General features: G+C 68.7%; 17 protein-coding genes. 11 read left to right on the forward strand and 6 right to left on the reverse strand.

The window, feature by feature from the left end:
- Positions 1-242: 242 nt before the first annotated feature.
- Positions 243-1,133, forward strand: a complete 891-nt coding sequence (locus AB1L88_RS07865; protein WP_367096092.1) for a tyrosine recombinase XerC — start codon at positions 243-245, stop codon at positions 1,131-1,133.
- A 295-nt stretch (positions 1,134-1,428) separates the two neighbouring features.
- Positions 1,429-2,937 (forward strand): sigma-54 dependent transcriptional regulator, encoded by a 1,509-nt coding sequence (locus tag AB1L88_RS07870; protein WP_367096093.1) that lies wholly within the window; start codon positions 1,429-1,431, stop codon positions 2,935-2,937.
- 276 nt (positions 2,938-3,213) lie between these two features.
- Here AB1L88_RS07870 and ilvB read toward each other — a convergent pair whose 3' ends face one another.
- A complete protein-coding gene (ilvB, locus tag AB1L88_RS07875; RefSeq protein ID WP_367096143.1) occupies positions 3,214-4,938 on the reverse strand; it encodes a biosynthetic-type acetolactate synthase large subunit in 1,725 nt (574 codons plus the stop codon).
- Between the two features lie 342 nt (positions 4,939-5,280).
- Here ilvB and AB1L88_RS07880 point away from each other — a divergent pair, with 342 nt between their 5' ends.
- The 3 genes from AB1L88_RS07880 (at position 5,281) to AB1L88_RS07890 (ending at position 7,650) form a co-directional block, all read left to right on the forward strand.
- Positions 5,281-5,913, forward strand: a complete 633-nt coding sequence (locus AB1L88_RS07880) for a Uma2 family endonuclease (RefSeq protein ID WP_367096094.1) — start codon at positions 5,281-5,283, stop codon at positions 5,911-5,913.
- A 12-nt stretch (positions 5,914-5,925) separates the two neighbouring features.
- Positions 5,926-6,747, forward strand: a complete 822-nt coding sequence (locus tag AB1L88_RS07885) for an SDR family NAD(P)-dependent oxidoreductase (protein ID WP_367096095.1) — start codon at positions 5,926-5,928, stop codon at positions 6,745-6,747.
- Positions 6,748-6,846: 99 nt separating this feature from the next.
- Entirely contained in the window at positions 6,847-7,650 is an 804-nt protein-coding gene (locus tag AB1L88_RS07890; RefSeq protein WP_367096096.1) for a DUF502 domain-containing protein, read from the forward strand.
- Here AB1L88_RS07890 and AB1L88_RS07895 read toward each other — a convergent pair.
- The 3 genes from AB1L88_RS07895 to AB1L88_RS07905 all read right to left on the reverse strand — a co-directional run bounded on the left by AB1L88_RS07895 (position 7,634) and on the right by AB1L88_RS07905 (position 10,884).
- Positions 7,634-8,929: a DUF1015 domain-containing protein gene (locus AB1L88_RS07895; RefSeq protein ID WP_367096097.1), complete on the reverse strand. Its 1,296-nt coding sequence runs from the start codon at positions 8,927-8,929 to the stop codon at positions 7,634-7,636. The genes AB1L88_RS07890 and AB1L88_RS07895 overlap by 17 nt on opposite strands.
- 148 nt (positions 8,930-9,077) lie before the next feature.
- A complete protein-coding gene (gene ahcY, locus AB1L88_RS07900) occupies positions 9,078-10,421 on the reverse strand; it encodes an adenosylhomocysteinase (protein WP_367096098.1) in 1,344 nt (447 codons plus the stop codon).
- Positions 10,422-10,563: 142 nt separating this feature from the next.
- Entirely contained in the window at positions 10,564-10,884 is a 321-nt protein-coding gene (locus AB1L88_RS07905; RefSeq protein ID WP_367096099.1) for a hypothetical protein, read from the reverse strand.
- 369 nt (positions 10,885-11,253) lie between these two features.
- On the opposite strand from AB1L88_RS07905, the gene AB1L88_RS07910 reads away from it, so the two are divergent.
- On the forward strand, positions 11,254-11,796 hold the full coding sequence (locus tag AB1L88_RS07910; RefSeq protein WP_367096100.1) for a DUF3568 family protein: 543 nt from the start codon (positions 11,254-11,256) through the stop codon (positions 11,794-11,796).
- A 10-nt stretch (positions 11,797-11,806) separates the two neighbouring features.
- Here the strand turns inward: AB1L88_RS07910 and AB1L88_RS07915 are convergent, their stop codons facing one another.
- Together AB1L88_RS07915 and AB1L88_RS07920 are read right to left on the reverse strand one after the other, a co-directional pair.
- Positions 11,807-12,976, reverse strand: a complete 1,170-nt coding sequence (locus AB1L88_RS07915; protein WP_367096101.1) for an ABC transporter ATP-binding protein — start codon at positions 12,974-12,976, stop codon at positions 11,807-11,809.
- Positions 12,973-13,614 carry a HEAT repeat domain-containing protein gene (locus tag AB1L88_RS07920; protein ID WP_367096102.1) on the reverse strand — a complete coding sequence of 214 codons (642 nt, stop codon included), beginning with the start codon at positions 13,612-13,614 and terminating at the stop codon, positions 12,973-12,975. The genes AB1L88_RS07915 and AB1L88_RS07920 overlap by 4 nt, the downstream gene beginning before the upstream one ends.
- 216 nt (positions 13,615-13,830) lie before the next feature.
- Between AB1L88_RS07920 and AB1L88_RS07925 the strand changes: the two genes are divergently transcribed.
- From AB1L88_RS07925 to AB1L88_RS07945, 5 genes are all read left to right on the forward strand, one after another.
- Positions 13,831-15,732 carry a polysaccharide deacetylase family protein gene (locus tag AB1L88_RS07925; RefSeq protein WP_367096103.1) on the forward strand — a complete coding sequence of 634 codons (1,902 nt, stop codon included), beginning with the start codon at positions 13,831-13,833 and terminating at the stop codon, positions 15,730-15,732.
- A gap of 124 nt (positions 15,733-15,856) precedes the next feature.
- Positions 15,857-17,320 carry an RtcB family protein gene (locus AB1L88_RS07930; protein WP_367096104.1) on the forward strand — a complete coding sequence of 488 codons (1,464 nt, stop codon included), beginning with the start codon at positions 15,857-15,859 and terminating at the stop codon, positions 17,318-17,320.
- Positions 17,321-17,802: 482 nt separating this feature from the next.
- Complete coding sequence (locus AB1L88_RS07935; RefSeq protein WP_367096105.1) at positions 17,803-19,767, forward strand: hypothetical protein; 1,965 nt, start codon at positions 17,803-17,805, stop codon at positions 19,765-19,767.
- A gap of 302 nt (positions 19,768-20,069) precedes the next feature.
- A complete protein-coding gene (locus AB1L88_RS07940) occupies positions 20,070-20,510 on the forward strand; it encodes a hypothetical protein (RefSeq protein WP_367096106.1) in 441 nt (146 codons plus the stop codon).
- Positions 20,511-20,524: 14 nt separating this feature from the next.
- Entirely contained in the window at positions 20,525-23,407 is a 2,883-nt protein-coding gene (locus AB1L88_RS07945; protein WP_367096107.1) for a RecQ family ATP-dependent DNA helicase, read from the forward strand.
- The last annotated feature ends 19 nt before the right edge of the window (positions 23,408-23,426 follow it).

Below are 23,426 nucleotides of genomic sequence, written 5' to 3' on the forward strand. Positions count from 1 at the left end.
ACCTGTTCTGTGTTTTCTTGACTCGCAACAGGTTTACTTGAGCAATGACATCACCTCAGACGGGTCAATTCCCGAGGAACGGATCGGGCGATGGCGCGAGAGGTCGGATCGCCCGGGGGGCCTGTCAGGTGAACTCGCGTCGGGACCTGCATCGAGCCGATCAGAGCATGGGCGAGGCCGGCCCGGTTGTCGGGGGCCTCTCCGGGGTCACGATTGCTCCGAGCGTGAGGCGAGTGGGGGCCATGACGCATCCGTCCATCTCCGCGTTCCTCGACCATCTTCGCCGCGAGCGGGGTGCGTCGGCGCACACGATCAGGGGCTATGCCGGGGACCTGGCGGTTTATGCCGAATTCCTGGCCGAGACCGGGGGAGGGGCCGACCAGGACCCGCTCCGGGTCGATGCGAAGCGGCTGCGAAGCTTCTCGGCCTGGCTGGCCGGGCGGGGCTACTCGGCCGGGACGATGGCGCGTCGGCTGGCGAGCCTTCGGAGCTTTTTCCGATTTCACCGGAGGCAAGGGGCGGTGTCGGTGGACCCGACGGCCGGGCTCCGCAACCCGAAGCAGCCGAAGCGGCTGCCGAGGGCCTTGCGGGTCGAGGACGTGGTGACGCTGCTCGACGGCATGGCGACCGAGACCCCGCTGGGGATCCGAGACCGGGCGATGTTCGAGACGCTCTATGGCGGCGGCCTCCGGGTCGCCGAGCTGGTGGGCCTGGACCTGGACGACCTGGACCCGGAGCGGGGGACGGTCAGGGTCCGGGGCAAGGGGCGTCGCGAACGGCTGGCGCCGATCGGCCCGGAGGCGATGAACTGGCTGGCCCGATGGCTGGAGGTCCGGCAGCCGGATCGGGCGGGAGAGCCGGCGATCTTCCTGAATCGGTACGGCCGGAGGCTCTCGACCCGGAGCGTCGATCGGCTCTTCCAGAACCATTTGCGGGCGCAGGGGCTCGACCCGAACGCCAGCCCGCATGCCTTGCGGCACAGTTTCGCGACCCATCTGCTCGACCAGGGTGCCGACCTGCGGAGCGTGCAGGAATTGCTCGGTCATCGCCGACTGACGACGACCCAGGTCTATACGCATGTGTCTCGCGAGCGACTCATCGAGGCGTACCGTCGCAGCCACCCTCGGGCGTGACGCCTCGGTTCCCGGCCGCCCTTCGCCCCGGAGGCGAGGAAAAAGAAGGGAGGGCCACCCGTCCATCCGACCTGATCTCGTCGAGACGTTCAGGATGTCTCGAGTCGGCGAGAGCTCCCCTGCTCTGCTCTGTTCTGCCCTGTTCCGCCTTGCTCTCCACCCACTCCCCCAGAGTGATCTCTGATCGGACCGTTGCGTCAGACCCTGCTCGAGCCGGCCGAATGGCTTCGGCCCCTTGTGAAGGACGCTGGCAGCCCCGTCATCGAAGGCGGCGGGCTGGCATCGAGAAGCACCCATGAACGAGAACCGAATCCTTATTGTTCACCCCGATTCGTCGGCTCGCACGCTGCTTGCCTCGATGCTCCAGACGCTGGCCGTCGAGCTGGAGGAGGCGCCGAACGACCCGGCCGCCGTCCGACGACTGGAACGGGGGGGGGTGGACGTGATCGTCGCGGGAGTGGAGCCGGAAGACCCGGACTGCCTGGAATTGCTGCACTACATGAAGCGGAAGTTCCCGGCGCTCCCGGTGATCCTGCTCTTCTCGGTCGGCGACGCCGAGCGGACCCGAGAGGCACGACAGCGGGGGGCGGACGCCGTCTTGCGGTTCCCGTTGCCGGCGACGCAACTGCGGGCCGCCGTGTCGCAGGCCCTCGGGCAGGCCGAGCCCGCGGCCCGGACGGCGGTGGGGGCGATGACCGCCCCGGGGGAGGGCCGCGGGTCGAACGCGGCGACGAAGGGGGCGACGGTGCTGGAGTCGGCCCACGGCTGGACCTTCCTCAACGGCTCGGCCGGCTCGAACCCGCCGGCGGGCGATCCGGGTCGGTCTCGGGAGCCGTTGGCCCTGGTCGGGGAGGATGAGAGCCTGAGACAGACCCTGGAACTGGCCGAGACGATCGCCTCGACCCGAGCGACGGTCCTGATCCAGGGGGAGCCGGGGACGGGCAAGAGCCTGGTGGCCCGGATGATCCACCAGCGGAGCCCCCGGAATGCGGGGCCGTTCGTCGAGGTGCGCGGCGCGGACGAGTCGTCGGCGGGGGAGATCGACCGGCTGCTCTTCGGCGAGCGGCCGATGCTCCGGCCCGCGATCCCGGGCCAGATCGAACGGGCCGAGGGGGGGACGCTGTACATCGACGACGTCGCGGCGCTCGGGCCGGAGTTGCAGGCGAAGCTGCTTCGGCTGCTCCGTGACGGGGTGTATGAGCCGATCGGGGCGACGCGGCCGGAGCGGGCCGACGTGCGTCTGATCCTCGGGACGAGGGAGAACCTGGAGGAACGGGTGGCCAAGGGGGGATTCCGCCAGGATCTCTGGTACCGGATGAGCGTGGCGAGCCTGAAGCTCCCGCCGTTGCGGCACCGGGGGACCGACCTGGACCGCCTGGCCGACCACTTCCGCTTCCGGGCCGCCCAGCGGAACGACCGGACGGTGACCGGCTTCAGCTCCGAGGCGATGGCGATGATGAAGCGCTATCACTGGCCCTGCAACGTCCGGGAGCTGGAGGCGGTGGTCGAGCGGGCGGTCCTGATCTGCCGAGGCCGCCTGATCGAGCCGAACGACCTGATCTTCTCCAACCCTCCCGCGTCGGCCGGCCGGGGATCCGCGGAGTTCCGGGGGGACCTGAGCCACATCCGCCCCTTGAAGGAGGCGCTTGAGGAGCCGGAGAAGCAGATCATCCTCGAGGCGCTCAAGGCGCTCGGCTGGAATCGCCAGGAGACGGCGAGGGTGCTCGACATCAATCGGACGACCCTGTACAAGAAGATGAAGAAGTATGGGTTGCTGGTCGACGAACTCGCCTGGGCCAACTGAGGGGCGGGTCCCCGTTTCAGTTGGCCCAGGTTGACCGGACGGCCGGTGGGTTGGAATCGTCTCGAACGGTCCCGACCCGCCGGCCGCGGTCTTGCGCGGGCCGGGGGATCGACGGTCGACGAGGATCGATCGATCTGAAAGGGAGAAGGGCCTGAGGATCGAGGATCACTCAGGCCCTTCGAAGATGGGGCGATCGGCGTGTGCACCGGTCGGGTCGACTGATCGATCGGTCCCGTGCCAGTCCCTGGGAGACGACCGGCCCGACCGGCGGGAGGGTCACTTCTTGATGATTTCCTTGACCGTCATGCCGGCGGGGATCATCGGGAGGACGTGCTCCTGATAGGGGACGAGCACGTCGAGGACGTAAGGGCCGGGATGGGCGATCATCTCCTTGAGGGCGTCGATCAGGTCGGCCTTGTGGCGGACCTGGCGGGCGGCCACGCCGAAGCCCCGGGCGACGGTGACGAGGTCGGGGTAGGTGACCTCGGGGAGTTCGCCGGCCCCTTTACCGGTGGCCTCGGGGTGGTCGATCGGGCCGAGGTAGGTGTGGGCGCGGTTGCCGGCGAAGAAGCGGTCTTCCCACTGGACGACCATGCCGAGGTGCTGGTTGTTCAAGACGACCATCTTGACCGGCAGCTTCTCGCAGTGGACGGTGGCCAGCTCCTGGATGTTCATGACGAACGAGCCGTCGCCGTCGATGTCGACGACGAGCTTGTCGGGGAAGGCGGCCTGCATGCCCATGGCGGCGGGCAGCCCGAAGCCCATCGAGCCGAGGCCGCCGGAGGTGACCCAGCTCCTCGGGTGCTTGAAGCAGGTCCACTGGGCGGCCCACATCTGGTGCTGGCCGACGCCGGTGGACATGAGGAACTCGCCCTGGGTGAGCTTCGAGAACTGGTCGATGACGTACTGGGGGAGGATGGCGTCGTCGCGGTCGGGGTAGCTCATCGGGTCGGAGGCGCGCCAGGTGTCGATCTGGCGGTGCCAGTCGCGCCAGTCCCCCTTCTCGACCAGGGGCGTCAGGGCGGCGAGGGCCTCCTTGACGTCGGAGTGGACGGGGATGTGGGCGACCTTGTTCTTGTTGATCTCCGAGGCGTCGATGTCGATGTGGACGATCTGGCCGTGCTTGGCGAACTCGGAGAGCTTGCCGGTGACGCGGTCGTCGAAGCGGACGCCGCAGGCGAGCAGCAGGTCGGCCTCGTTGATGGCGTAGTTCGAGTAGACCGTGCCGTGCATGCCGAGCATGCCGAGCGAGAGGTAATGGTCGTTCGGGACCGAGCCGAGCCCCTGGAGCGTCATGGCGACGGGGATGCCGGTCTTGTTGGCGAACTCGCGCATCTCCTCGGCGGCGGCGGAGGCGATGACGCCGCCGCCGCAGTAGATGATGGGTCGGGAGCTGGCCTTGATGGCCTCGACGACCTCCTGCAAACGGGCCGGGCTGGGGGCCGGGGGCAGGTGGTAGCCCGGCAGGTTCATCGGCGGGTCGAAGTCGGGGTCGCGGAGGACGGTATTCTGGATGTCCTTCGGCACGTCGATCAGGACCGGGCCGGGGCGGCCGGTCCGGGCGATGTGGAAGGCCTCCTTGACGATCCGGGGGATGTCTCGGGCCGACTGGACGAGGTAGTGGTGCTTCGTGACCGATCGGCTGACCTCGACCATCGGCGTTTCCTGGAACGCGTCGGTGCCGATGACGCCGGTGGGGACCTGGCCGGTGATGGCGACGATGGGCAGGCTGTCCATCTTCGCGTCGGCCAGGCCGGTCACGAGGTTCAGGGCGCCGGGGCCGGAGGTGGCCATGACGACGCCCGGCTCTCCGGTCACGCGGGCGTAGCCCTCGGCGGCGAAGATCCCCCCTTGCTCGTGCCGGGGCAGGATGGTGCGGATGGTGTCGCGATAGCGCGTCAACGCCTGGTGCATGGGCATGCTGGCGCCGCCCGGGTAGGCGAATACGACCTTGACCCCGTGCCGGTAGAGCGACTCGACCAGGGCCTCGGCCCCGGTCATCGGGTTCTGTCGGGTCTGCGGCGCGGTTTCGGTGATCGTGGCCACGGCGTGCCTCGTCTTGGTCACTGCGTTGAGCGACGGTTCGGTCATCAACGGAACAATCGGTGGGATTGGCGGGCGATCAGCCGAACGTCTGGTTGAAGGTCGTCCGGATGAATGCGGTATTGTACACGATTCGCCCTCCGGGAGACAACGGCCCGGAGCGGCGATCCCGCCGAGGCGACCGACACCGGCCGGGGGGCGGGGGTTCGGCTTGATCGGGCTGACGGGGTGTCAGGTCGGTGGTAGAATGCTTCTGTTCAGGTCACAGGGACGCCCCAGGCGAGCGAGGGGACGAGGACGATGAGCCAGAGCAGCACGATCGACCTTACGACTCGGGCGGTTGACCTCCCCGAGACGCCGACGGAGGACCTGCACTACGAGGTGATCGAAGGTCGCGTGGTGGAGTTGCCGCCGATGAGTTCCCGAGAAACGTACCTGGCTTCGATCCTAATTGCACTGCTCGGCCTGCATGCGAGGACCTCGGAACAGGGGCGAGTCGTTGGGGAGATGCTGTTCAAGCTCGATCCCTCGCGGAATCAGAAGCGGCGGCCGGACGTGGCGTTCGTGTCCTTCGATCGCTGGCCGAGGACGAGACGGGTGCCGGCGACACATGGCTGGGAGGTGGTGCCGGAACTGGCCATCGAGGTCGTCAGCCCGACGGATGCCGCGGTCGACCTGCTGGAGAAGATCGAGGAGTACTTTCAAGCGGGAGTGCGCCGGGTCTGGGTGGTGTATCCGGGGAGCCGGTGCGTGTATGACTATGAGACGTTGACGACGATCCGGGTGCTCCGGGTCGGCGACCGGATCGAGGGGGGCGACCTCTTGCCCGGCTTCGGGCTGACGCTGGCGGATCTGTTCGAGGTCGATCAGGTCGATGACGATGAGGGGGAGGGCGAGGACGTGGCCGAGTCGGGCCCCCGCACCGAGGCGTGAGGACCGGATCGCATGAGCATCTCGACCGCCCTGGTCACGGGCGCATCGGCCGGGATCGGCCGGGAACTGGTGCGGCAACTGGTGATCGATCGGGGGATGACCGTGCTGGCGGCGGCCCGACGCAGGGATCGCCTGGAATCGCTCGCCGCCGAGCTGCCCGAGGGGCGCGTGGTGATCGAGGCGGGGAATCTGTCCGACGGGGGCTTCCGCGAGCGGCTCTGGGACCGGGCGATGGAGGTCTTCCCGGGTGGGCTGGACCTGCTGGTCAACAACGCCGGGATCGGGCATTACGAGGCGTTCGAGGAGGAAGACCCGGCGATGCTCCGGGAGATCATGGAGGTGAACCTGATCGCGCCGATGGATCTGACGCAGAAGGCGATTCGGCACATGAAGGCCCGAGGGCGCGGGCAGGTGATGATCGTGTCGTCGGTGCTCGGGTTCGTGGGATTGCCGTACTCGGCGGCCTACTCGGCGAGCAAGCACGCGATCAACGGTTTGGTCCGGAGCCTGCGGTACGAGCTGAGGGGGTCGGGCGTGCGGGTCTGGGCGACCTGCCCGAACCGGACGGAGAGCGAGTTCCACCGGGTGGCGATGGGTGAAGCCTCGGGGGCGGAGGCCGGGCGGGCCCCGCATGCCGAGCCGGTGGATCGGGTGGTAAGGTCGATGGTCCGGGGGATCGACGGGCGATCGACGTTCCAGTTCCCGGGGCGATCGGCGCGATGGGTGGTCGGGGTCGCTCGGGTCCTGCCGAGGCCGTTCGACTGGTTCATGGACCGCTGGTCCCCCGGTCACTTCCGGGCCGAGATGGAGCGGGGACGATCGGGGTCGTCGTGAGCCCTGAGTGGATCTCGGATCCGGGGACGCCCCGCGAGGAGCGGTCCCGCCCCGGGTCATGTGGCCGTTCGGTGTGCACTTTTCTCCGGAGACGCGATCGTGAGCAACTCCCCCGGTCGAGCAGGAACCGAGCCCGAGGCGCCCGAGCAGCGAGGGCCGATCGGGGCGGTGTCGAGGGCGATCCGTCGTCGGGTCATGGCCGGGTTGCTGGTGGCGTTGCCGGTCGCGATCACCTTCTTCATCCTGTTCTGGCTGTACGGGATGCTCGACGCGGTCGTCTTCTCCCCGATGAGCTGGGTGATCGGCCAGGTGCTGGAGGCGTCGGGGGTGGCGTCGGATCAGCTCCCGGGCTGGTGGTATCGGTGGGTCTTGCCGGTCATCAACCTGGCGACCCTGCCGGTCCTGCTCTACTTCCTCGGCCTGGCGGCCCGGGGGCGAATGCACCGGGCGATCGACTGGATGCTCCTGCACGTGCCGGTCGTCACCACGATCTACAAGGCGGTGCGCGGGGCCTTCCAGGCGGTGGAGATGCAGGAGGCGTCGGCGAACACGTTCCAGCGGGTCGTGCTGGTCGAGTTCCCGCATCCCGGCATGAAGGCGCCGGCATTCGTGACCCGGTCGATGAGCGACGTGAGGACCGGGCAGACGATCCTGTGCGTCTATGTCCCCACGACGCCGATCCCAAGCTCGGGCTATCTGCTGATGGTGCCCGAGGATCGGGTGGTGGAGCTGGACTGGAACATCCAGGAGACGCTGCAGACCGTCATTTCCGGCGGCCTGACGGCGCCCGAGACGATCGACTACTTCGGCCAGGTGGGCACGCCGACGGTGGCCGAACCGACGCATCGACCACCGTCGTCAATGGGGAATGCCAGGCCGGCCGGGCTTACCGAATCGGATTGAGCACCAGGCCCGTCAGGAGCTTCGGGTAGAAGTACGTGCTCTTGGGCGGCATCTTCTCCAGGTTCGAGGCGATCGCCTCGACGTGCTCCATGCCGGCCGGGGGGACGAGGCAGGCGAGGTCGCAGGCGCCGGAGTGGAACGCCTCAAGGACCTCGTCGATCAGGTGGACGTACCGGCATGTTTGCTTGAGATCGCCGAAGGTCTTCTTGAGCACCATTTCCTGGAGGATGCTCACGCCCAGGGATCGCCAATCGGGGCTGTGGTCGGGGACGAGGGCATCCATCGTCGCGTCGGAGCGGAGCCGGGCGGTGCACCAGCGGTTGTCCATGGCGGTGCCGAAGCCGAGCAAGTTCTGGTCGCCGTGCAGCTCGATTTCCTGCCAGGCGGCGCGGCAGCCGGAGGGGCCCTCGCCGAAATCCTCGATCTCGAATTCGGGGGAGAGCAGTTCGGCCAGCTTCCCCGAGGTCAGGAAGGGCAGCCCCTGGATCAGCCGGTGGGTCGGCAGGATCTGCAGGCCGGGGTCGCTCATCGAGACGAGCATCATGAGGCAGAAGTTGGCCGGGTCGTCGGGGCCGGTCAGCTCGCCGGCGGCGGCGCGATCGGCCCGGTAGCGCAGGGCCGTCTCGTAGCGGTGGTGGCCGTCGGCGATGAAGACGGAGCGGTCGGCCATCAAGCCCTGGACGGCGGCCAGGGTCTCGACGTCGCTGACCGGCCAGAGCTGGTTCTCGACGCCGAGGTGGTCGGTGACGGTCAGGGGGGTCCGGTCGCGGATGCCGTGCTCGAGGGCGGAGAAGGCGGCGTTCTCAGGGTCGGGGTAGAGGCCGAAGATGGGGCTGAGGTTGAAGCCGGTCGCCTCGTAGAGCTTCAGGCGGTCGGCCTTCGGGCCGGACATGGTTTCTTCGTGGGGGTAGATGCGCCCTTCGCCGAACGGTTCGAGGCGGACGCGGGCGAGGAACCCCTTGCGGGTGTACGACTTCCCCTCGACCTGGAAGGTCTGGTGGTAGACGTAGAGGGAGGGGTGGGACTCGTCGACGAGGATGCCGTCGCGGCGCCAGTCCTTCAGGAGCTTCGCGGCGCGGGTGTAGCGGTTGCTCGCGTCGGTGTCGCCCGGTTCGTCGCGCCCGAGTTCGAGGCGGATGACGTTGTAGGGGCTGGCGTCGTGGAGCGCCTGCTGGAGGTCGGGGCCGATGACGTCGTACGGGGGCGCGACGGCCTGCGACAGGTCGCCGACTCGGGCCAGGTCGTAGCGGACGCCGCGGAAGGGGCGGATCTCGGGCATGGGTCTCGAGGGGGGCGCGGTTGGTGGCGGTTTCGGCCGGGGGCGACACGCGTGGGGGAGGAGGACGACGCTCGCGGGGCGGCCGGGCGCGGCCGCCCCGCGGGCATTCATCACCGTCGAGGCAAATTCAGACGATCAAACGCCGGGATCAGGTGCCCTGTTCCCAGCTGTTGAGGTACTTCGTCTGCTCGTCGGTCAGGTCGTCGATGGCGATGCCCATCGTCTGGAGCTTGAGCTTCGCGACGTACTCGTCGACGGCGACCGGGACGTTGTAGACCTGGTGTTCGAGCTTGCCCTGGTTCTTCAGGCTCCACTCGGTGGCCAGCGCCTGGGCGGCGAAGCTCATGTCCATGACGCTCGCCGGGTGGCCGTGGGCGGCGGCGAGGTTGATCAGGCGCCCTTCGCCGAGGACGTACAGGCGGTTGCCGTTGGGCATCGCGTACTCGTCGACGAACGGGTGGATCCCCTTGGTCACTTCCTTGGCCTTCTTGGCCAGGCCGTCGAGCTGCAGCTCGACGTTGAAGTGGCCGGAGTTGCAGATCATGGCGCCGTCCTTCATGGCGGCGAAGTGCTCATCGCGGATCACGTGGATGTTGCCCGTGACGGTGATGAACAGGTCGCCGACCTTCGCGGCGTCGGCGATCGGCATGACCTCGAACCCGTCCATGGCGGCCTCGAGGGCGCGGATCGGGTCGATCTCGGTGATGATGACCTGCCCGCCCATGCCCCGGGCCCGCAGGGCGACGCCCTTGCCGCACCAGCCGTAGCCGCAGACGACGACCTTCTTGCCGGCGATGAGCATGTCGGTGGCGCGGATGACGCCGTCGATGGTGCTCTGGCCGGTGCCGTAGCGGTTGTCGAAGAAGTGCTTCGTCTGGGCGTCGTTGACGGCGATGACCGGCAGCTTCAGGACGCCGTCCTTCTCCATCGCCCGCAGGCGGATGACGCCGGTGGTCGTCTCCTCCATGCTGGCGACGACCTCGGTGGCGACCTTGGCCCGCTCGTCGGGGGAGAGGGTCGCGGCCCACGAGCGGACCTCGGGGTGGAGGTCGTCGAGCCGGTTCAGGGCGATGAAGATCATCGCGCTGACGAGGTCGGCCCCGTCGTCCATGGTGACGTTCGGCTTGTGGGCGAGCGCCGCGGCGATGTGCTTGTAGTAGCTCGTCTCGTCCTCGCCCTTGATGGCGTAGACGCTGATGCCGAAGTCCTGCACCAGGCTGGCGGCGACGTCGTCCTGGGTCGAGAGGGGGTTGGAGGCGATCAGGACCAGGTCGGCGCCGCCGGCCTTGAGCGTCCGGGCGAGGTTGGCCGTCTCGGCGGTCACGTGCAGGCAGGCCGACATCCGCAGGCCCTTGAGCGGCTGCTCCTGGGTGAAGCGTTCCCGGATGGTCGCCAGGACCGGCATGTCGCGGTCGGCCCACAAGATCCGCTTGTGACCGGCCTGAGAGAGGGCCAGATCCTTGACATCGTGCGAAGGCGCGGTGGTCGCCACGTTGGTTCTCCTGGGAAGGGTGCGAAGGCGAAACGAAGAGGGATCGGCCCCGGTTGATTGAGGATGCGGCAAGGCGTCGGCTCCGAGCCGAAGGACCGGGCCGCGGGGGTTGATCCGACCGTGAGGAACGCCCCGGCGCGGTTCAGGCGCCGGGGCGGAGGAGGCGGAGCGTTTGCAAGGTCTTGCGGCGCTCCCAGTCGAGCCAGTCGAGCGGGCCGGGCTCGGCGGGGGCCGCCGCTTCGTGGTTCATCAGGTACGCCAGCGTGGCACCGAGGGCACGGGCCTGCGTGGGCTCGTCGGACGCGATGCGCCGGATCAAGGATTCGAGCCGATGCCAGTCGTCCTCGGACATGGCCACCCGCAGGGCCCGGCTCTCCCAGCGATCGGGCAGGGCCGGGTGCATCGGCTGCAGCCCCCGAGTCTGCTCGGGCCGGCGGAGGCGTCCCCTGCGATCGCGTTGCATCCGTGGTCCCCCCGAGTCGCGTCTCAAGGCCACTGATTCCGACAACGTCCCGTGACTTCGGGGGAGCGTCGGTCCGATCCCTCGGCGAAGGGCTGAACATAGTACGTACGTACGCGTGTGTCAACGGCAGTTCCCGGGGGGCCCGACGATTGGGACGCGGCGCGGGTCGCCCGGGGGGCGGGCCGTCGGGGCTCGCGGGCGGGCGATGGCAGGGCTCCCCGCGAGGAGCTTTGGATTGACCGCTCCGGCCGGGTTCGCTAGCCTGCGGCCGGTTGGTCGCCGAGCGATCCGGACGCCGATCGGGCCGGGGACGGGGACACCCCGATGGGATTGAGATGAAGGGACCACGATGGCCAGGGAGTGGCATCGATGACCGCGAGACGATTCCGACGACTTGGCGGGCTGGCGGTCGCGGTTGCGGGCCTGGCCGGGTGCCGGGCGATGGGCCCGATCGGTCCATCGGGTCCTTCGCTGGTCGTGCCGACCTACGCCTATGCCTCCGGGACGGCCTCGCAGGGGTTCGCCCGGCCGAGGGACGAGGTCGAGGGGGCGCTCCGCGAGGCGATGGACGACCTGGGCATCCGCCGCGTGGGCCTGATCCAGGCCGATGCCGAGCAGACGGCGGTCAAGGGGCGCACGAGCGACGGCCGCCGGGTGGAGCTTTCGCTCGTCGAGCGGGGCCCGGCGACCGAGGCCCGGGTGCGGGTCGGCCTGTTCGGGGATGAAGCCCTGGCCAAGGCGGTCCTCGATCGCGTCGGGGTCCGGCTCGGGACCTTGCCGCCCGAGGCCATCCCGTCGGCCTTGCCGTCCGATCCGGAGGGGAACCCCTACTTCTCCCGGGAGGCGGTGCCGGACTCGGTGATGCTCCGAGGGTTCAACGAGGGGACCGAATTCGGCGGGACGCTCCCCTGAGGCGGATGTTTCACCCCGGCGGGGCCTGATTGGCCAGGGCGCGGCCGCTCGCCGGATCGAACCAGGAAGCCTCTCCCAGGGGCAGGCGGAGCGGGACACGATCCCCGGGCGTCACGACGGTCGAGCCCGAGGCCAGGAAGCGGATGCGGTGCGCGCCGACCCGGGCCGAGACGATGACGGCCCTCCCCTGCGGCTCCACGCGGTCGACGCGACCGATGACGGTCGGCGAGGCGGGCAGATCGGTCGCGTCTGCCGACCCGATCACGGCGATGTGTTCCGGGCGCAACGCGAGATCGACCTCGGTCTCGGCCCGATCGGCCAGCAGCTCGACCCAAGGGATCCCGCGTGGCACCGCCCACGAGGCCCCCGGGACAAGCCCCTCGACCCGTAAGACGTCCGCGTCGCACCGGATCCGGCAGCGGAGGACGTTGGCCCCCGGGTCGCCCAGGAACTCGGCCACGAAGCGGTGGGCCGGTCGGGCGTAGATCTCCCGAGGGGGGCCGACCTGCATGATCCGGCCGTCTCGGATGACCGCGAGCCGCTGACCGAAGGCCATCGCCTCCCCTTGATCGTGAGTGACGAGGAAGATGGCACCGGCTTGCCCACGCGCGTTCAGGTCGATCAGGTCGGATCGGATGGCGCGGCTCAGGGGGGGGTCGAGGGCGGAGAAGGGTTCGTCGAGCAGGAGGAGGTCGGGCCGGGTCGCCAAGGCTCTCCCCAGGACGACCCGCCGGCGTTCCCCTCCGGAGAGTCCGGAGGGGGACCGGGCGAGGAGCGGCCCCAGGGCGAGCAGATCGGCCACCTCGGCGACCCGCTGCCGGATCGCTTGCCTCGTCCACCCTCGGGCCTTGAGGCCGAAGGCGAGGTTCCCGGCCACGTCGAGATGCGGATAAGGGGGTTGGTCCTGGAAGACCATCGCCAGCCCTCGGCGGTGCGGCGGCCAATCGGTGGCGGGTGCGGCCCCGATCCGGATGGCCCCGGCGTCCGGCCGCTCCAGGCCGGCAATCAGGCGGAGCAGGGTCGACTTCCCGGACCCTGACGGCCCGACGATCGCCAGGCGCTCACCCGGGGAAACGGTCAGGTCGACCCCCTCGACCCCGCCCCCCTGGGGGTAGCGTCGGGTCAGGCCGAGGAGTTCCAGGGCCGGGGACGTGTCCGGGGCAGGAGGCGGGTCGGTCAACGCGAGACTCCGATCGTCCAGCAGGATTGCCGCGTCCGGAGCCGTTGGAGCATCTCCAGGAGGAGTCCCCGGACCCCGGGTTCGGCCTCGACCACTACGGCGTCTTCGAGGGCGGGGAGCGCGATGCGGGCGTGCTCGGGATACTCGGCGAGGGCCTCGGCCACCGACTCGCGGACCTCAGCGTGCTCCGAGCGGAGGAAGGGGATGAGAAGGGGCACGCCGGGCGCGACGGCAGACCGGACCGACTGAATCTCGGAGGCTTCCCGGGCCATCTCACCCTCAAGCGACTGGCCTTGCTTCGACAGGATCTCGCGCCAGGCCCGTTCGCCATAATCGTCGCGAGCATGGACGTCGAGGTAGCCTCGTCCGGTGGCGATGCTGGACAGCAGGAACGCGACCCCATCCGGATCGGGGAGATCGGCATCGGCCATCATTTCGTAGAGGAACGGGACGGCGGCGGCGGTGGCGGGGTAGACGGTCCCCTGGTGCCAGATGTTGCCGAAGAGCGTGTGGATGGCCTCGTCTCGGGTGCCGGAATCGGGCGACAGGAGGGCCCGGAGCAGGTCGGGCACGTCGGTGGCCTCGCCGTAGGCATGGGTCAAGCTCGGCCAGTCGATCGCATCGAGACCTTCGAGCATGGTTCGGGCTCCGGAGCAGACGAGGCGGCCTGGCCACGGCGACGGTTCGATTATGGGGCAAGGCTCCGATCGAATCCAGGACGGGGCGCAACGGCCGGCCTCGGGCGAGAGAATTCTGTGTCGGGCGCGCGAAGTGGGATAGGATAAGACAATAATGGCCCGATCGAGCCGATCCGGCGGGCCGACCCGCAACGATCGCCCGCAGCAGAGGACCCGATGATGCTTGCCGCGACCCTGGCCACCGCCGTCCTGCTCGTCCCGATGGTCGAGGATCCCCCTCGTCGAGCCGAAGGCGCCGCGGAACGGGCGGCCGAGGCGAACCGCCTGACCTTCCTCGACCAGAGCAACCCGTACCACGTCGGCCTGGACTTCCCGAAGCTGACCACGCCGCAATGGGTGGGCGAGGACGGCGTCGACGCGGTGGTGATCCTGGCGATCGACGACCTCCGGGACACGATCCCGAAATATGAGGGGTACTTGCGGCCCATCCTCGACCGCCTCAAGCAGATCGAGGGGCGGGCCCCGGTGAGCATCATGACCAACCGGGTCGACCCGGAAAGCCCCCAGGTGGCCGACTGGATCGCCGAGGGGGTGTCGATCGAGGCCCACACGCTCGACCACCCTTGCCCGTTGCTCCAGAAGGGGGACTTCGACGCGGCGGCCCGCACGTATCACGAGTGCGTCGATCTGTTGAATACCATCGCGGGGAATGCGCCGGTCGCCTTCCGGATGCCCTGCTGCGACTCGATGAACTCGCCGAGCCCGCGGTTCTACCGCGAGATCTTCCGGGAGCGGAGCGAGCAGCAACACTTCCTGACGATCGACTCGTCGGTCTGCGTGGTGTTGACGGCCGACGACCCGGAATTGCCCCGGGGCCTGGTCGTCGATTCGGATGGCTCGCCGAAATTCCGGAAGTACCTGCCGTCGGAAGGGTTCGTCAACTGGATCGAGAATTACCCGTATCCGTACCTGGTCGACGGGCTCTGCTGGCAGTTCCCGTGCATGGTCCCGAGCGACTGGGAGGCGCAGAACCTCCACGGCGAGAACAACCCGAAGACGATCGAGGACTGGTCCCGGGCGCTCGACGCGGCCGTGATCAAGCAAGGGGTGTTCACGATGGTCTTCCACCCGCACGGCTGGATCGAGCCGGATCAGGTCGTCGAGTTCATCGATTACGCCTCGAAGACGTACGGGAATCGGGTCCGCTTCCTCAATTTCCGGGAGGCGCAGGAACGGATCGACACGCACCTGCTCGGCGGACAGCCGGTCCGCGACCGGTTCGGCCGGGATAACGGCGTGAGGCTGGTCGACCTGGATGGGGACGGTTATCTCGACCTGCTGCTCGGCGACGGCGGCCCCCGGCTGACGAAGCTCTGGCGGCCCGCCGGCCGCCGATGGGAGCTTGCCCCCTTGCCGACGAGCCTGATCCTGCACGAGGGGGCCGAACGGCCCCCGGCGGTCCGGTTCGGGATCCTGGACGCCGGGGGGCCGCCGGTGATGATCGGCGGCGACGGGCCGGTGAAGCACTGCTGGATCTACGACCGCGGCCGGTGGGTCATGGACGACAATCGCCTGCGGGGCCTGCCGGTGGACGTCGACGGCCTGCGGCTCCGGGACCTCGACGGCGACGGCCGTTGCGAGGCGATCCTGGCCAACCGGGATCGGGGGATCTCGGACGTCAACGGGGTCTATCGCTGGTCGGAGGAGGGCCGGATGTGGGAGAAACTGCCGTTCGGCCTGCCGTCGGGGGCATGGACCTCGGGCCTGCAGCGGCTCGATTCGGGGTTGCGGTTCGCCGACCTCGACGGCGACGGGATTGTCAACGACCTCCTCTTTGCCGACGAGGACGTGTTCGGCGCCTACGCCTTCACCGACCTGGAGCGGGGCTGGTCGCGGAACCTCCGCGCCGGTCGGGCCGGCGACGAGGGGGCCTTGCGGCCGATCGTCCGGAAGTTCGGCGAGAACAACGGCTTCTTCCTCAAGGACCGGGTGCTCTACTGGCAGAATGAGGAGACGGGGGAGATGGATCATCAGGTCGACCGCCTGCCGATCGCCGAGCTCGCCCGCCCGTCTTCGCCGGGCGGGAACGGCGGCGAGGGATCGGCCGCATCCCCCTGAGCACGCGAACGTCGAGTCGGGGGCGGGTGTCGGAGGAGGTCGGATCGGGATTTGCGGCGACCGCCGCGACGTGCGGATCGCCCCAATCTCCACCACGCGAACCCAATTCGGGAGACGGACTCCGATGCCCGGCGCCTACACCGGCCCGCTCGAGAAGGTCGGGCCTTGCCAGTGGAAGATCCCCAAGAGCTACCGCGACGACATGCGGGTCGACGGCCTGATCTTCGCCGACGACCGCCTGATCGAGCAAATCCGCAAGGACCAGGGGCCGGAGCAGGTGGCCAACGTGGCCACCCTGCCCGGCATCCAGCGCGCCAGCCTGGCGATGCCCGATATCCACTGGGGATACGGCTTCGCCATCGGCGGGGTGGCGGCGACCGACCCGGAGGAAGGCGGGGTGATCTCCCCCGGGGGGGTCGGCTACGACATCAACTGCGGGGTCCGGCTGTTGCGGTCGGACCTGACCTGGGACGACGCGAAGCCGCACATCCGCAAGCTGGTCGACCAGCTTTATCGGGACATCCCGACCGGCGTCGGCCAGTCGGGGCCGTACAAATTCCGGCCCGATGAGCTGGCGGAGCTGATGGAAACGGGGTCGGCCTACGTCGTCGGCCGGGGGTGGGGGACCGAGCGCGACCTGGAATACACGGAGGCCCGCGGCCGGCTCGAAGACGCGAAGCCCGACCGCGTCAGCCCGCGTGCCTTCGCCCGGGGGGCCGACCAGTGCGGCACCCTCGGCTCGGGGAACCACTTCCTCGAAGTGCAGGTCGTCGACCGGATCCTCGACCCGGAGGCGGCCGGGGTGATGGGCCTGCACGAGGGGATGATCACGGTCCTGATCCACTCCGGGTCGCGGGGGCTGGGCTACCAGGTGTGTGATGACCACCTGGCGATGTTCCGCAACGCGCCGCAGGAGTACGGCTTCACCCTGCCCGACCGGCAGCTTGCCTGCGCCCCGGTCTGGAGCCCCGAGGGGCAATCGTACCTGGGGGCCATGCGGGCCGCCGCCAATTACGCCTGGTGCAATCGGCAACTCCTGACGCATCAGGCGCGTCTCGTGTTCGGCCGGATTTTCGGCAAGCCGTGGGAGTCGCTGGGCCTGGACCTGGTCTACGACGTGGCGCACAACATCGCCAAGTTCGAGGAGCACGAGGTGGGCGATCGGCTGCGCAAGACCGTCTGCGTCCACCGGAAGGGGGCGACGCGGGCCTTCCCGCCGGGGCATCCGGAGATCCCGGACGCCTATCAGGGGATCGGCCAGCCGGTGATCATCCCCGGGAGCATGGGGACGGCGAGCTGGGTCCTGGCCGGGCAGGCGGGCAGCATGGAGCAATCGTTCGGCTCGAGCTGCCACGGGGCGGGCCGGATGATGAGCCGGACGGCGGCCATCAAGCTCGCGGCCGGGCGTCGGATCGACAAGGAGCTGGACCAGATGGGCATCATCGCCCGGGCCCGGGGCCACAAGGGGCTCGCGGAGGAGCAACCGGCCGCCTACAAGGACGTCGATCAGGTGGTCGAGGTGGTGGACCGGGCCGGGATCTCGAAGAAGGTCGCCCGCCTCCGGCCGGTCGGGGTGATCAAGGGTTGATCGGTTCGGGACGTCGGCACCGGTCGGGCCGAAGGGGGCGGCGGGGCTGTCGGATCGGCGATCCGTCACCGGAACAAACTCACACGCACGCACGACTTGACGCGAACGGGACGGCGAGCGGCCGATCCGTGACACGCGGTTGACCAGCCTGGAGGATCGGCTCCCGATCTCGGCCGGCGGATTCCGGGATACCAGGGCCCGGTCGGGGAGGTATCCCGAGGAATCCCGGATTTTCCCGCGAACTCCCACGGTGTTCGTTTTTGTGTACTTGGCCACGAATTACGTCGACGGCGGCGGTGAGGGAGCCCGGGAGAAAGGCCCATTTTGGCCAGCTTGACACCGGGGCTGGCATCGGTTCTGCGATGGGAACCCGGGCAGCGGCGGGCCACTTCCCCTTGAATGCTGACCGGAAACGGCCAGGGGGGAAGCCGGTTCTCGGCATGCCCGCCCGGAACCTTCTTGCTCTGAGGGAGTTGCATCGCATGATCCGAACCACCTTCTTCCCACTGACGATGTCGATGGTCGTCGCCACGGCGCTGGCGAGCCCGGCCGCGATGGGCCAGCAAGCCGGCCAGCCGCAGCAGGCCGGCCAGGCCGCCCGCGGGGGCCAGTCCGCCGAGGCCCAGTGGCTGGACACGCTGCCGGCGGATCTGCCGGTCGTGGTGCGTGTCGGCGGCATGCAGCAGGCGACCAACAACCTGGTCACCATGATGCGGGCCATGAGCCCGGACCTGGCCGAGCAGCTCGGCTCGCAGATCCAGGCCACGGTGTCCGAGTTCACCCGGAGCCTCGGGGCGGGCCAGGGCGAGGCCGCGGCATTGGTCCTGATCGACGTGCTCAGCCCGGACGAGCTGGGCCAGCAGGTCAAGCTGGACGGGGCCCAGTTGCGGGTCAAGCCGCGGGCGATCGCGGTCTTCCAGACCCAGGATTACCGCACGGCCCTGGCGTCGATCTCCGGCCAGCAGAACCTCCAACCCGAGCAGCGAGACGGCTACGAGGTGGTGACGGCCGGCAACGGCATGCAGATCTTCGCCGTCCAGAAGCAGGGCTTCGCCGCGGTCACCCAGCATGAAGACCTGATCAAGAAGGTCGCCGCCGCCCCGGAGCAGAACCTCGGCCAGGCCATGTCGGACGACATGAAGTCTCACTTCCTTGATGGCGACCTGGGCGTGTATGTCGACCTGGCGACCATCAACGAGACGTACGCCGACCAGGGCGAGCAGATCCGCGGGTTCCTCCGCCAGCAGGTCGAACAGCTCGGCGAGGAGAACCCCGAGACCGCCCAGCAGATCCAGACCGCCTACCAGCAGGTCTTCAAGGCCGCCGAGAACGCCCGCAGCATGGCCGCGAACGCCTCGTTCGCCGAGAAGGGCCTGAGCGTCTCCGGCAAGCTGCTCATGAACGAGGATTACGAGCCGATCCGCCAGATCGCCGAGCAGGGCGACGACCCGGCCGACGAGCTGGGCAAGCTGCCGCGGGGCTCGGCCTATTACGCCTTCAACATGCTCGACCCCGAGACGATCGAGTGGAGCATGATCCCCTCCGGCGACCAGATCCAGGAAGACTTCCCCGAGATCGCCAAGGTGCTGGATTCCCCCGAATTCGACCAGGCCAAGGAGAAGTTCCGCCAGGCCGGCCTGATGCGGAGCTCGGCCTCGCTCGGACTGGGTGAGAGCCGCCAGGGGATCTGCGTGATCGAGGCCGAGGACGCCCAGGCCCTGATCGACGCCGTCCGGTCTTCGGTCGAGGCCATCAAGGGCCGCGACTTCTCCCTGATCAAGGACCTGACGATCGAGACGGAGGCCCAGCAGCACGAGGGGTACACCTTCGACAAGATCACGGCCACCTACGATTTCGAGGCCTTCACCAAGGAGGTCGAGGAACAGACCGAAGAGGTCAAGAACCAGGTCCAGGAGAAGATCGAGAACGAGAACGTCAATCAGAACATCGATGAGGCCCTGGAGAACCCGCCCATCGATCGCGCGGAGGCCGTAGTGGCACTCCGGCGGATCGTCGGCGAGTCGACGACCCTCTGGGTCGGCACCGATGGTTCGAAGGCCCTGAGCGTGCTGGCCGAGAACTGGGACGACGCCCAGTCTCAGATCGATTCCTACCTGGCCAACGACCAGGGGATCGGCGAGACCGAGTCGTACCAGAAGGTCCGTGCCGAGCTGCCGGATCGGGTCCGGGCCCTGAGCATGGTGGACGTGCAGACCGGCTTCCGCCAGGTGCTGGGCGAACTCCGCCAGGCCACCGAGGAAGACGACCTCCGCGCCCCGGAACAGACGCCCGAAGAGCCGACCATGGTCGGACTGGCCGTGGTGGCCGAGCCGGATGGCCTCCGCTTCAAGAGCTTCGTGCCCAGCGAGGTCGGCCCGGTCATCGAGAAGGGGGTCGTTCCCCTGATCGAGCGGCAGATTGAGCAGCAGCAGAATCAGCGGCAGTAATCTCACGATCGCCCGGGCGAACCGCCTTCGGGTTCGTTGAGTGCTGTCCGATGTCCGCAACGCAACACGGCCCGCGTCCCGCACCCCTTGGTGCGGGACGCGGGCTTTTTTCGATGGGGGGACGACGACGGATCTGCACCCGGAACGGTGCCTTCCTGTCGCACCCGACGCGGGGGAACCCGTATAATGTCGATCGGTTGTCCGCCGACAACTTGCCGGATCCTGGGGTCACCCGATGCGGCCGTCTGCCGGCGGATGCCCCGGGACCGGCCCGGCGGCTCGGTCCGCGGATCCTCCCCCCGATGAACCCCTCCCAAGTGCTGAGAACCGTGCTCGACCGGGTGATTCGATTCGGGTGTCGGCATCCTCGGCGACTGTTCCTGATCGACGGGCTCGGGGCCCTGGTGTCCGCCGCGATGCTCGGAGTGGTCCTGGTCCGGCTCGAATCCGTGTTCGGCGTCCCGCCTCGGATGTTGCTCGTCCTGGCCATCTTTCCCGTGTTCTTCGCCGTCTATGACTTCGCGTGCTTCCTGCTCGATCCTCGATCGCCCGGTCGATTGCTGCGGCCCATCGGCCTCGCCAACCTCTCTTATGTTGTCATTGGCATGATCCTGATGGTGCGTCATTCCGATTTCATCATGCTTCCCGGCTGGATCTACCTCGTTTCGGAAATGCTGATCGTTGCGGCGCTGGGCTTTGCGGAGCTGCAGGTCTCTCGGCAACTGACCTCGGGGCGGCGGTGAGGAGTGCGACACCCATGAGTGCTGCGGAGCGCACGGCCGACCCGAAACGGACGTTGCACGAGCGATTCGGCCTGGAGCAGTTCCGGCCCGGCCAGCGCGAGGTGATCGACGCGGTCCTCGACGGCCGGGACGTGCTCTGCGTCATGCCGACCGGCGGCGGCAAGAGCCTCTGCTACCAGCTCCCGGCCCTCCTGCTCGACGGCCTGACGCTGGTCGTCAGCCCGTTGATCGCGTTGATGAAGGACCAGGTCGATGGCCTGCACGCCCGAGGGTTGCGCGCGACCCTGATCAACAGCACGCTCGACCCGGGCGAGCAGCACGCCCGCCTGATGGAGGCCGAGGCCGGCCGTTACGACCTGCTCTACGTGGCCCCGGAACGGTTCAGGAGCGGGCGGTTCGTCGAGATCATGGCCCGCATGCGCCCGCGATTGCTGGCGATCGACGAGGCCCACTGCATCAGCGAGTGGGGGCACGACTTCCGCCCCGATTACGCCAGGCTCGGACTCGCCCGGCGGAAGCTGGGCATGCCCCCCTGCATCGCCCTGACGGCCACGGCCACCGACCTGGTGCGCCGCGACATCGCCGAGCAGCTCGACCTGCGCGAGCCGGCCCAGTTCGTCACCGGCTTCGACCGGCCGAACCTGGCGTATGCCGTGGTCGAGGCCCGGCGCGACGCCGACAAGTTCGACGAGCTGAGTGCCCTGCTCCGCCGGACCCGGGGCTCGGTCGTCGTCTACGCCTCCAGCCGCAAGCGCTGCGAGACGATCGCCGAGCACGTGCGATTCGACCTGCGGCGGTCGGTCGTGGCCTACCACGCCGGGCTCGACCGCGAGCAGCGGCACGCGGCGCAGGAGTCGTTCATGAGCGGCGACGTCGACGTGATCGTCGCCACCAATGCCTTCGGCATGGGGGTGGACAAGCCGGACATCCGGGCGGTCGTCCACTTCAACCTGCCCGGGACCCTGGAAGCCTATTACCAGGAAGCGGGCCGAGCCGGCCGGGATGGGCAGTCGGCCGAGTGCCTCCTGCTGTATGCCCCGGGAGACCGCAAGCTCCAGCAATTGTTCATCGAGAATGAGTATCCCCCGCGTGAGGTGGTCTATCAGGTCTATGAGTACCTGAGGAGGCTCGACGCCGACCCGATCGAGCTGACCCAGGCGGAGATCAAGGAGGCGATCGGGACCGAGCTGAACGAGTCGGCCGTGGGGGCCTCGCTGAAGATCCTGGAGGGGGCCGAGGGGCTCGAGCGGTTCCATCCGAGGGAGAACATGGCCATCGTCCGGATCGATCGGGAGCCGGACGAACCGCCGCTGTCCGATCGCGTGAGTGCGCAGGCCCATGTGCAACGGCTGGTGATGCTGGGGTTGGAGGGGCTGTGCGACCGCCGCTGGGGAGAGCCGGTCTATTTCCATCCCGACGAGTTCGCCACGGCCCTGGGGATCGACCGCTCGGCCCTGAACCGGGCCCTGAAACACCTGTCGGCGGAACTTCCCCTGACCTATGTCCCCCCGTTCCGGGGCAACGCGATCCGGGTCCTCGATCGGTCCCGACTGGCCCGGAACCTGGCCATCGACTTCAACACGCTCGAAGCCCGGAAGGAAGCCGAGTACGAGAAGCTCGACCGGATGATCCGCTATGCCGAGTCGCGGCAGTGCCGCCGCGCAGTCATCCTCGGCTACTTCGGCGACACGCACCCGTCGAAATGCGGCCGATGCGACGTGTGCGCCGGGGTCCGGATCGCGAGCTTGACCGCCTCGTGCCCCATCGACACGCCCAAGAGCCGGGAAGTGGTGATGAAGGTCCTCTCGGGGGTCGCCCGCACGAAGGGGCGGTTCGGCAAGACCGTCGTCGCGCAGATGCTGACCGGATCGGGCTCCGAGAAGATGAGCCGATTCGGCCTGACCCGGCTGAGCACGTTCGGCATCCTGGAGGGGTTCCGGCAGCCGGAGGTCATCCAGCTGATCGATGCGCTGACGAGTGCGGGCTTGATCGACTCGGAGGAAGTCGATCGGTTCAAGCCGATCATCGCCCTGAGCGACCGGGGCTGGTCGTTCCTGAAGGAGCGAGGCCGGGGATCGGAGGATCTCGGGCTGGACGGCCTTCCCGACGACCTGGTGCTCAAGGTGCGTGGCAGGGGGAGGGAGCGGGTCGAGCCGTCGGCGACCGATCCGGGGCAGGGCCGCGACGAGGTTCCGATCGACCTGGCCGAAGATCCCGCCGAGATCGCCCCCGGCACCCGATCGGCGGCCGATGAATGGTTGATGCAGCGGTTGCGGGCCATCCGGTCGGACTGGGCGAGGGAGGCGGGCCTCTCTCCCGGTTATGTCTTCTCGAATGAGACCCTGGAGCTGCTCGTCCGCCATCGCCCCTGTTCCCCTCACGAACTGGGGACGATCAAGGGGATCGGCAAGGCGAAGCTGGAACGCTACGGAGCCGCCCTGCTGGAGGCGATCGCGGGGGTCCCGAGGGCTCCCGAGCCGATCGAATCGCCCGACCATGGGGAGGTCGCGGCTCCCGATCCCGAGCCCCAGGACCTCCCCGGCCCAGAGGCATCTCCGCCCTCGACCGGGACACCGCCCCCGGTCTCGACCGAGGAGTGGACCTGCCGGCTGCTCGACCGCGGCTTCTCGGCGCCGGACGCGGCAGCGATTCGAGGGTTGGACCTCGCGGAGATCGTGCGTCATGCTTTGGAACGAGCTCGGCAAGGCAGGTCGGTGCCGATCGGCGCCTTCCTGGAGACCGGGACGATCGAGCAGTGGGACTCGTGGGTGCTCGGTCGAGGGCCGGATCCTCCTCCCGATGACGCCCAGGACCGCCCCGAGCTCTGGAGCCTCTTCCTGGCGCTGAAACGAGGCGGCGAACCGCCCCTGGAGGGATCGGAGGCGGCCGATCCGTGATGCCACCCGAGGGCGGGAG

Origin of the sequence: Tautonia sp. JC769 (genome assembly GCF_040717455.1) — a bacterium.
Taxonomy (GTDB): domain Bacteria; phylum Planctomycetota; class Planctomycetia; order Isosphaerales; family Isosphaeraceae; genus Tautonia.

Coding starts and splice junctions, on each gene's coding strand:
- AB1L88_RS07905 (WP_367096099.1), bottom strand. CDS start 10,884: ATGCAACGCGATCGCAGGGGACGCCTCCGCCGGCCCGAGCAGACTCGG.
- AB1L88_RS07895 (WP_367096097.1), bottom strand. CDS start 8,929: ATGCCCGAGATCCGCCCCTTCCGCGGCGTCCGCTACGACCTGGCCCGA.
- AB1L88_RS07920 (WP_367096102.1), bottom strand. CDS start 13,614: ATGCTCGAAGGTCTCGATGCGATCGACTGGCCGAGCTTGACCCATGCC.
- ilvB (WP_367096143.1), bottom strand. CDS start 4,938: ATGACCGGGGCCGAGGCCCTGGTCGAGTCGCTCTACCGGCACGGGGTC.
- AB1L88_RS07935 (WP_367096105.1), top strand. CDS start 17,803: ATGATCCGAACCACCTTCTTCCCACTGACGATGTCGATGGTCGTCGCC.
- AB1L88_RS07925 (WP_367096103.1), top strand. CDS start 13,831: ATGATGCTTGCCGCGACCCTGGCCACCGCCGTCCTGCTCGTCCCGATG.
- AB1L88_RS07930 (WP_367096104.1), top strand. CDS start 15,857: ATGCCCGGCGCCTACACCGGCCCGCTCGAGAAGGTCGGGCCTTGCCAG.
- AB1L88_RS07880 (WP_367096094.1), top strand. CDS start 5,281: ATGAGCCAGAGCAGCACGATCGACCTTACGACTCGGGCGGTTGACCTC.
- AB1L88_RS07885 (WP_367096095.1), top strand. CDS start 5,926: ATGAGCATCTCGACCGCCCTGGTCACGGGCGCATCGGCCGGGATCGGC.
- AB1L88_RS07910 (WP_367096100.1), top strand. CDS start 11,254: ATGACCGCGAGACGATTCCGACGACTTGGCGGGCTGGCGGTCGCGGTT.
- AB1L88_RS07865 (WP_367096092.1), top strand. CDS start 243: ATGACGCATCCGTCCATCTCCGCGTTCCTCGACCATCTTCGCCGCGAG.
- AB1L88_RS07870 (WP_367096093.1), top strand. CDS start 1,429: ATGAACGAGAACCGAATCCTTATTGTTCACCCCGATTCGTCGGCTCGC.
- AB1L88_RS07945 (WP_367096107.1), top strand. CDS start 20,525: ATGAGTGCTGCGGAGCGCACGGCCGACCCGAAACGGACGTTGCACGAG.
- AB1L88_RS07940 (WP_367096106.1), top strand. CDS start 20,070: ATGAACCCCTCCCAAGTGCTGAGAACCGTGCTCGACCGGGTGATTCGA.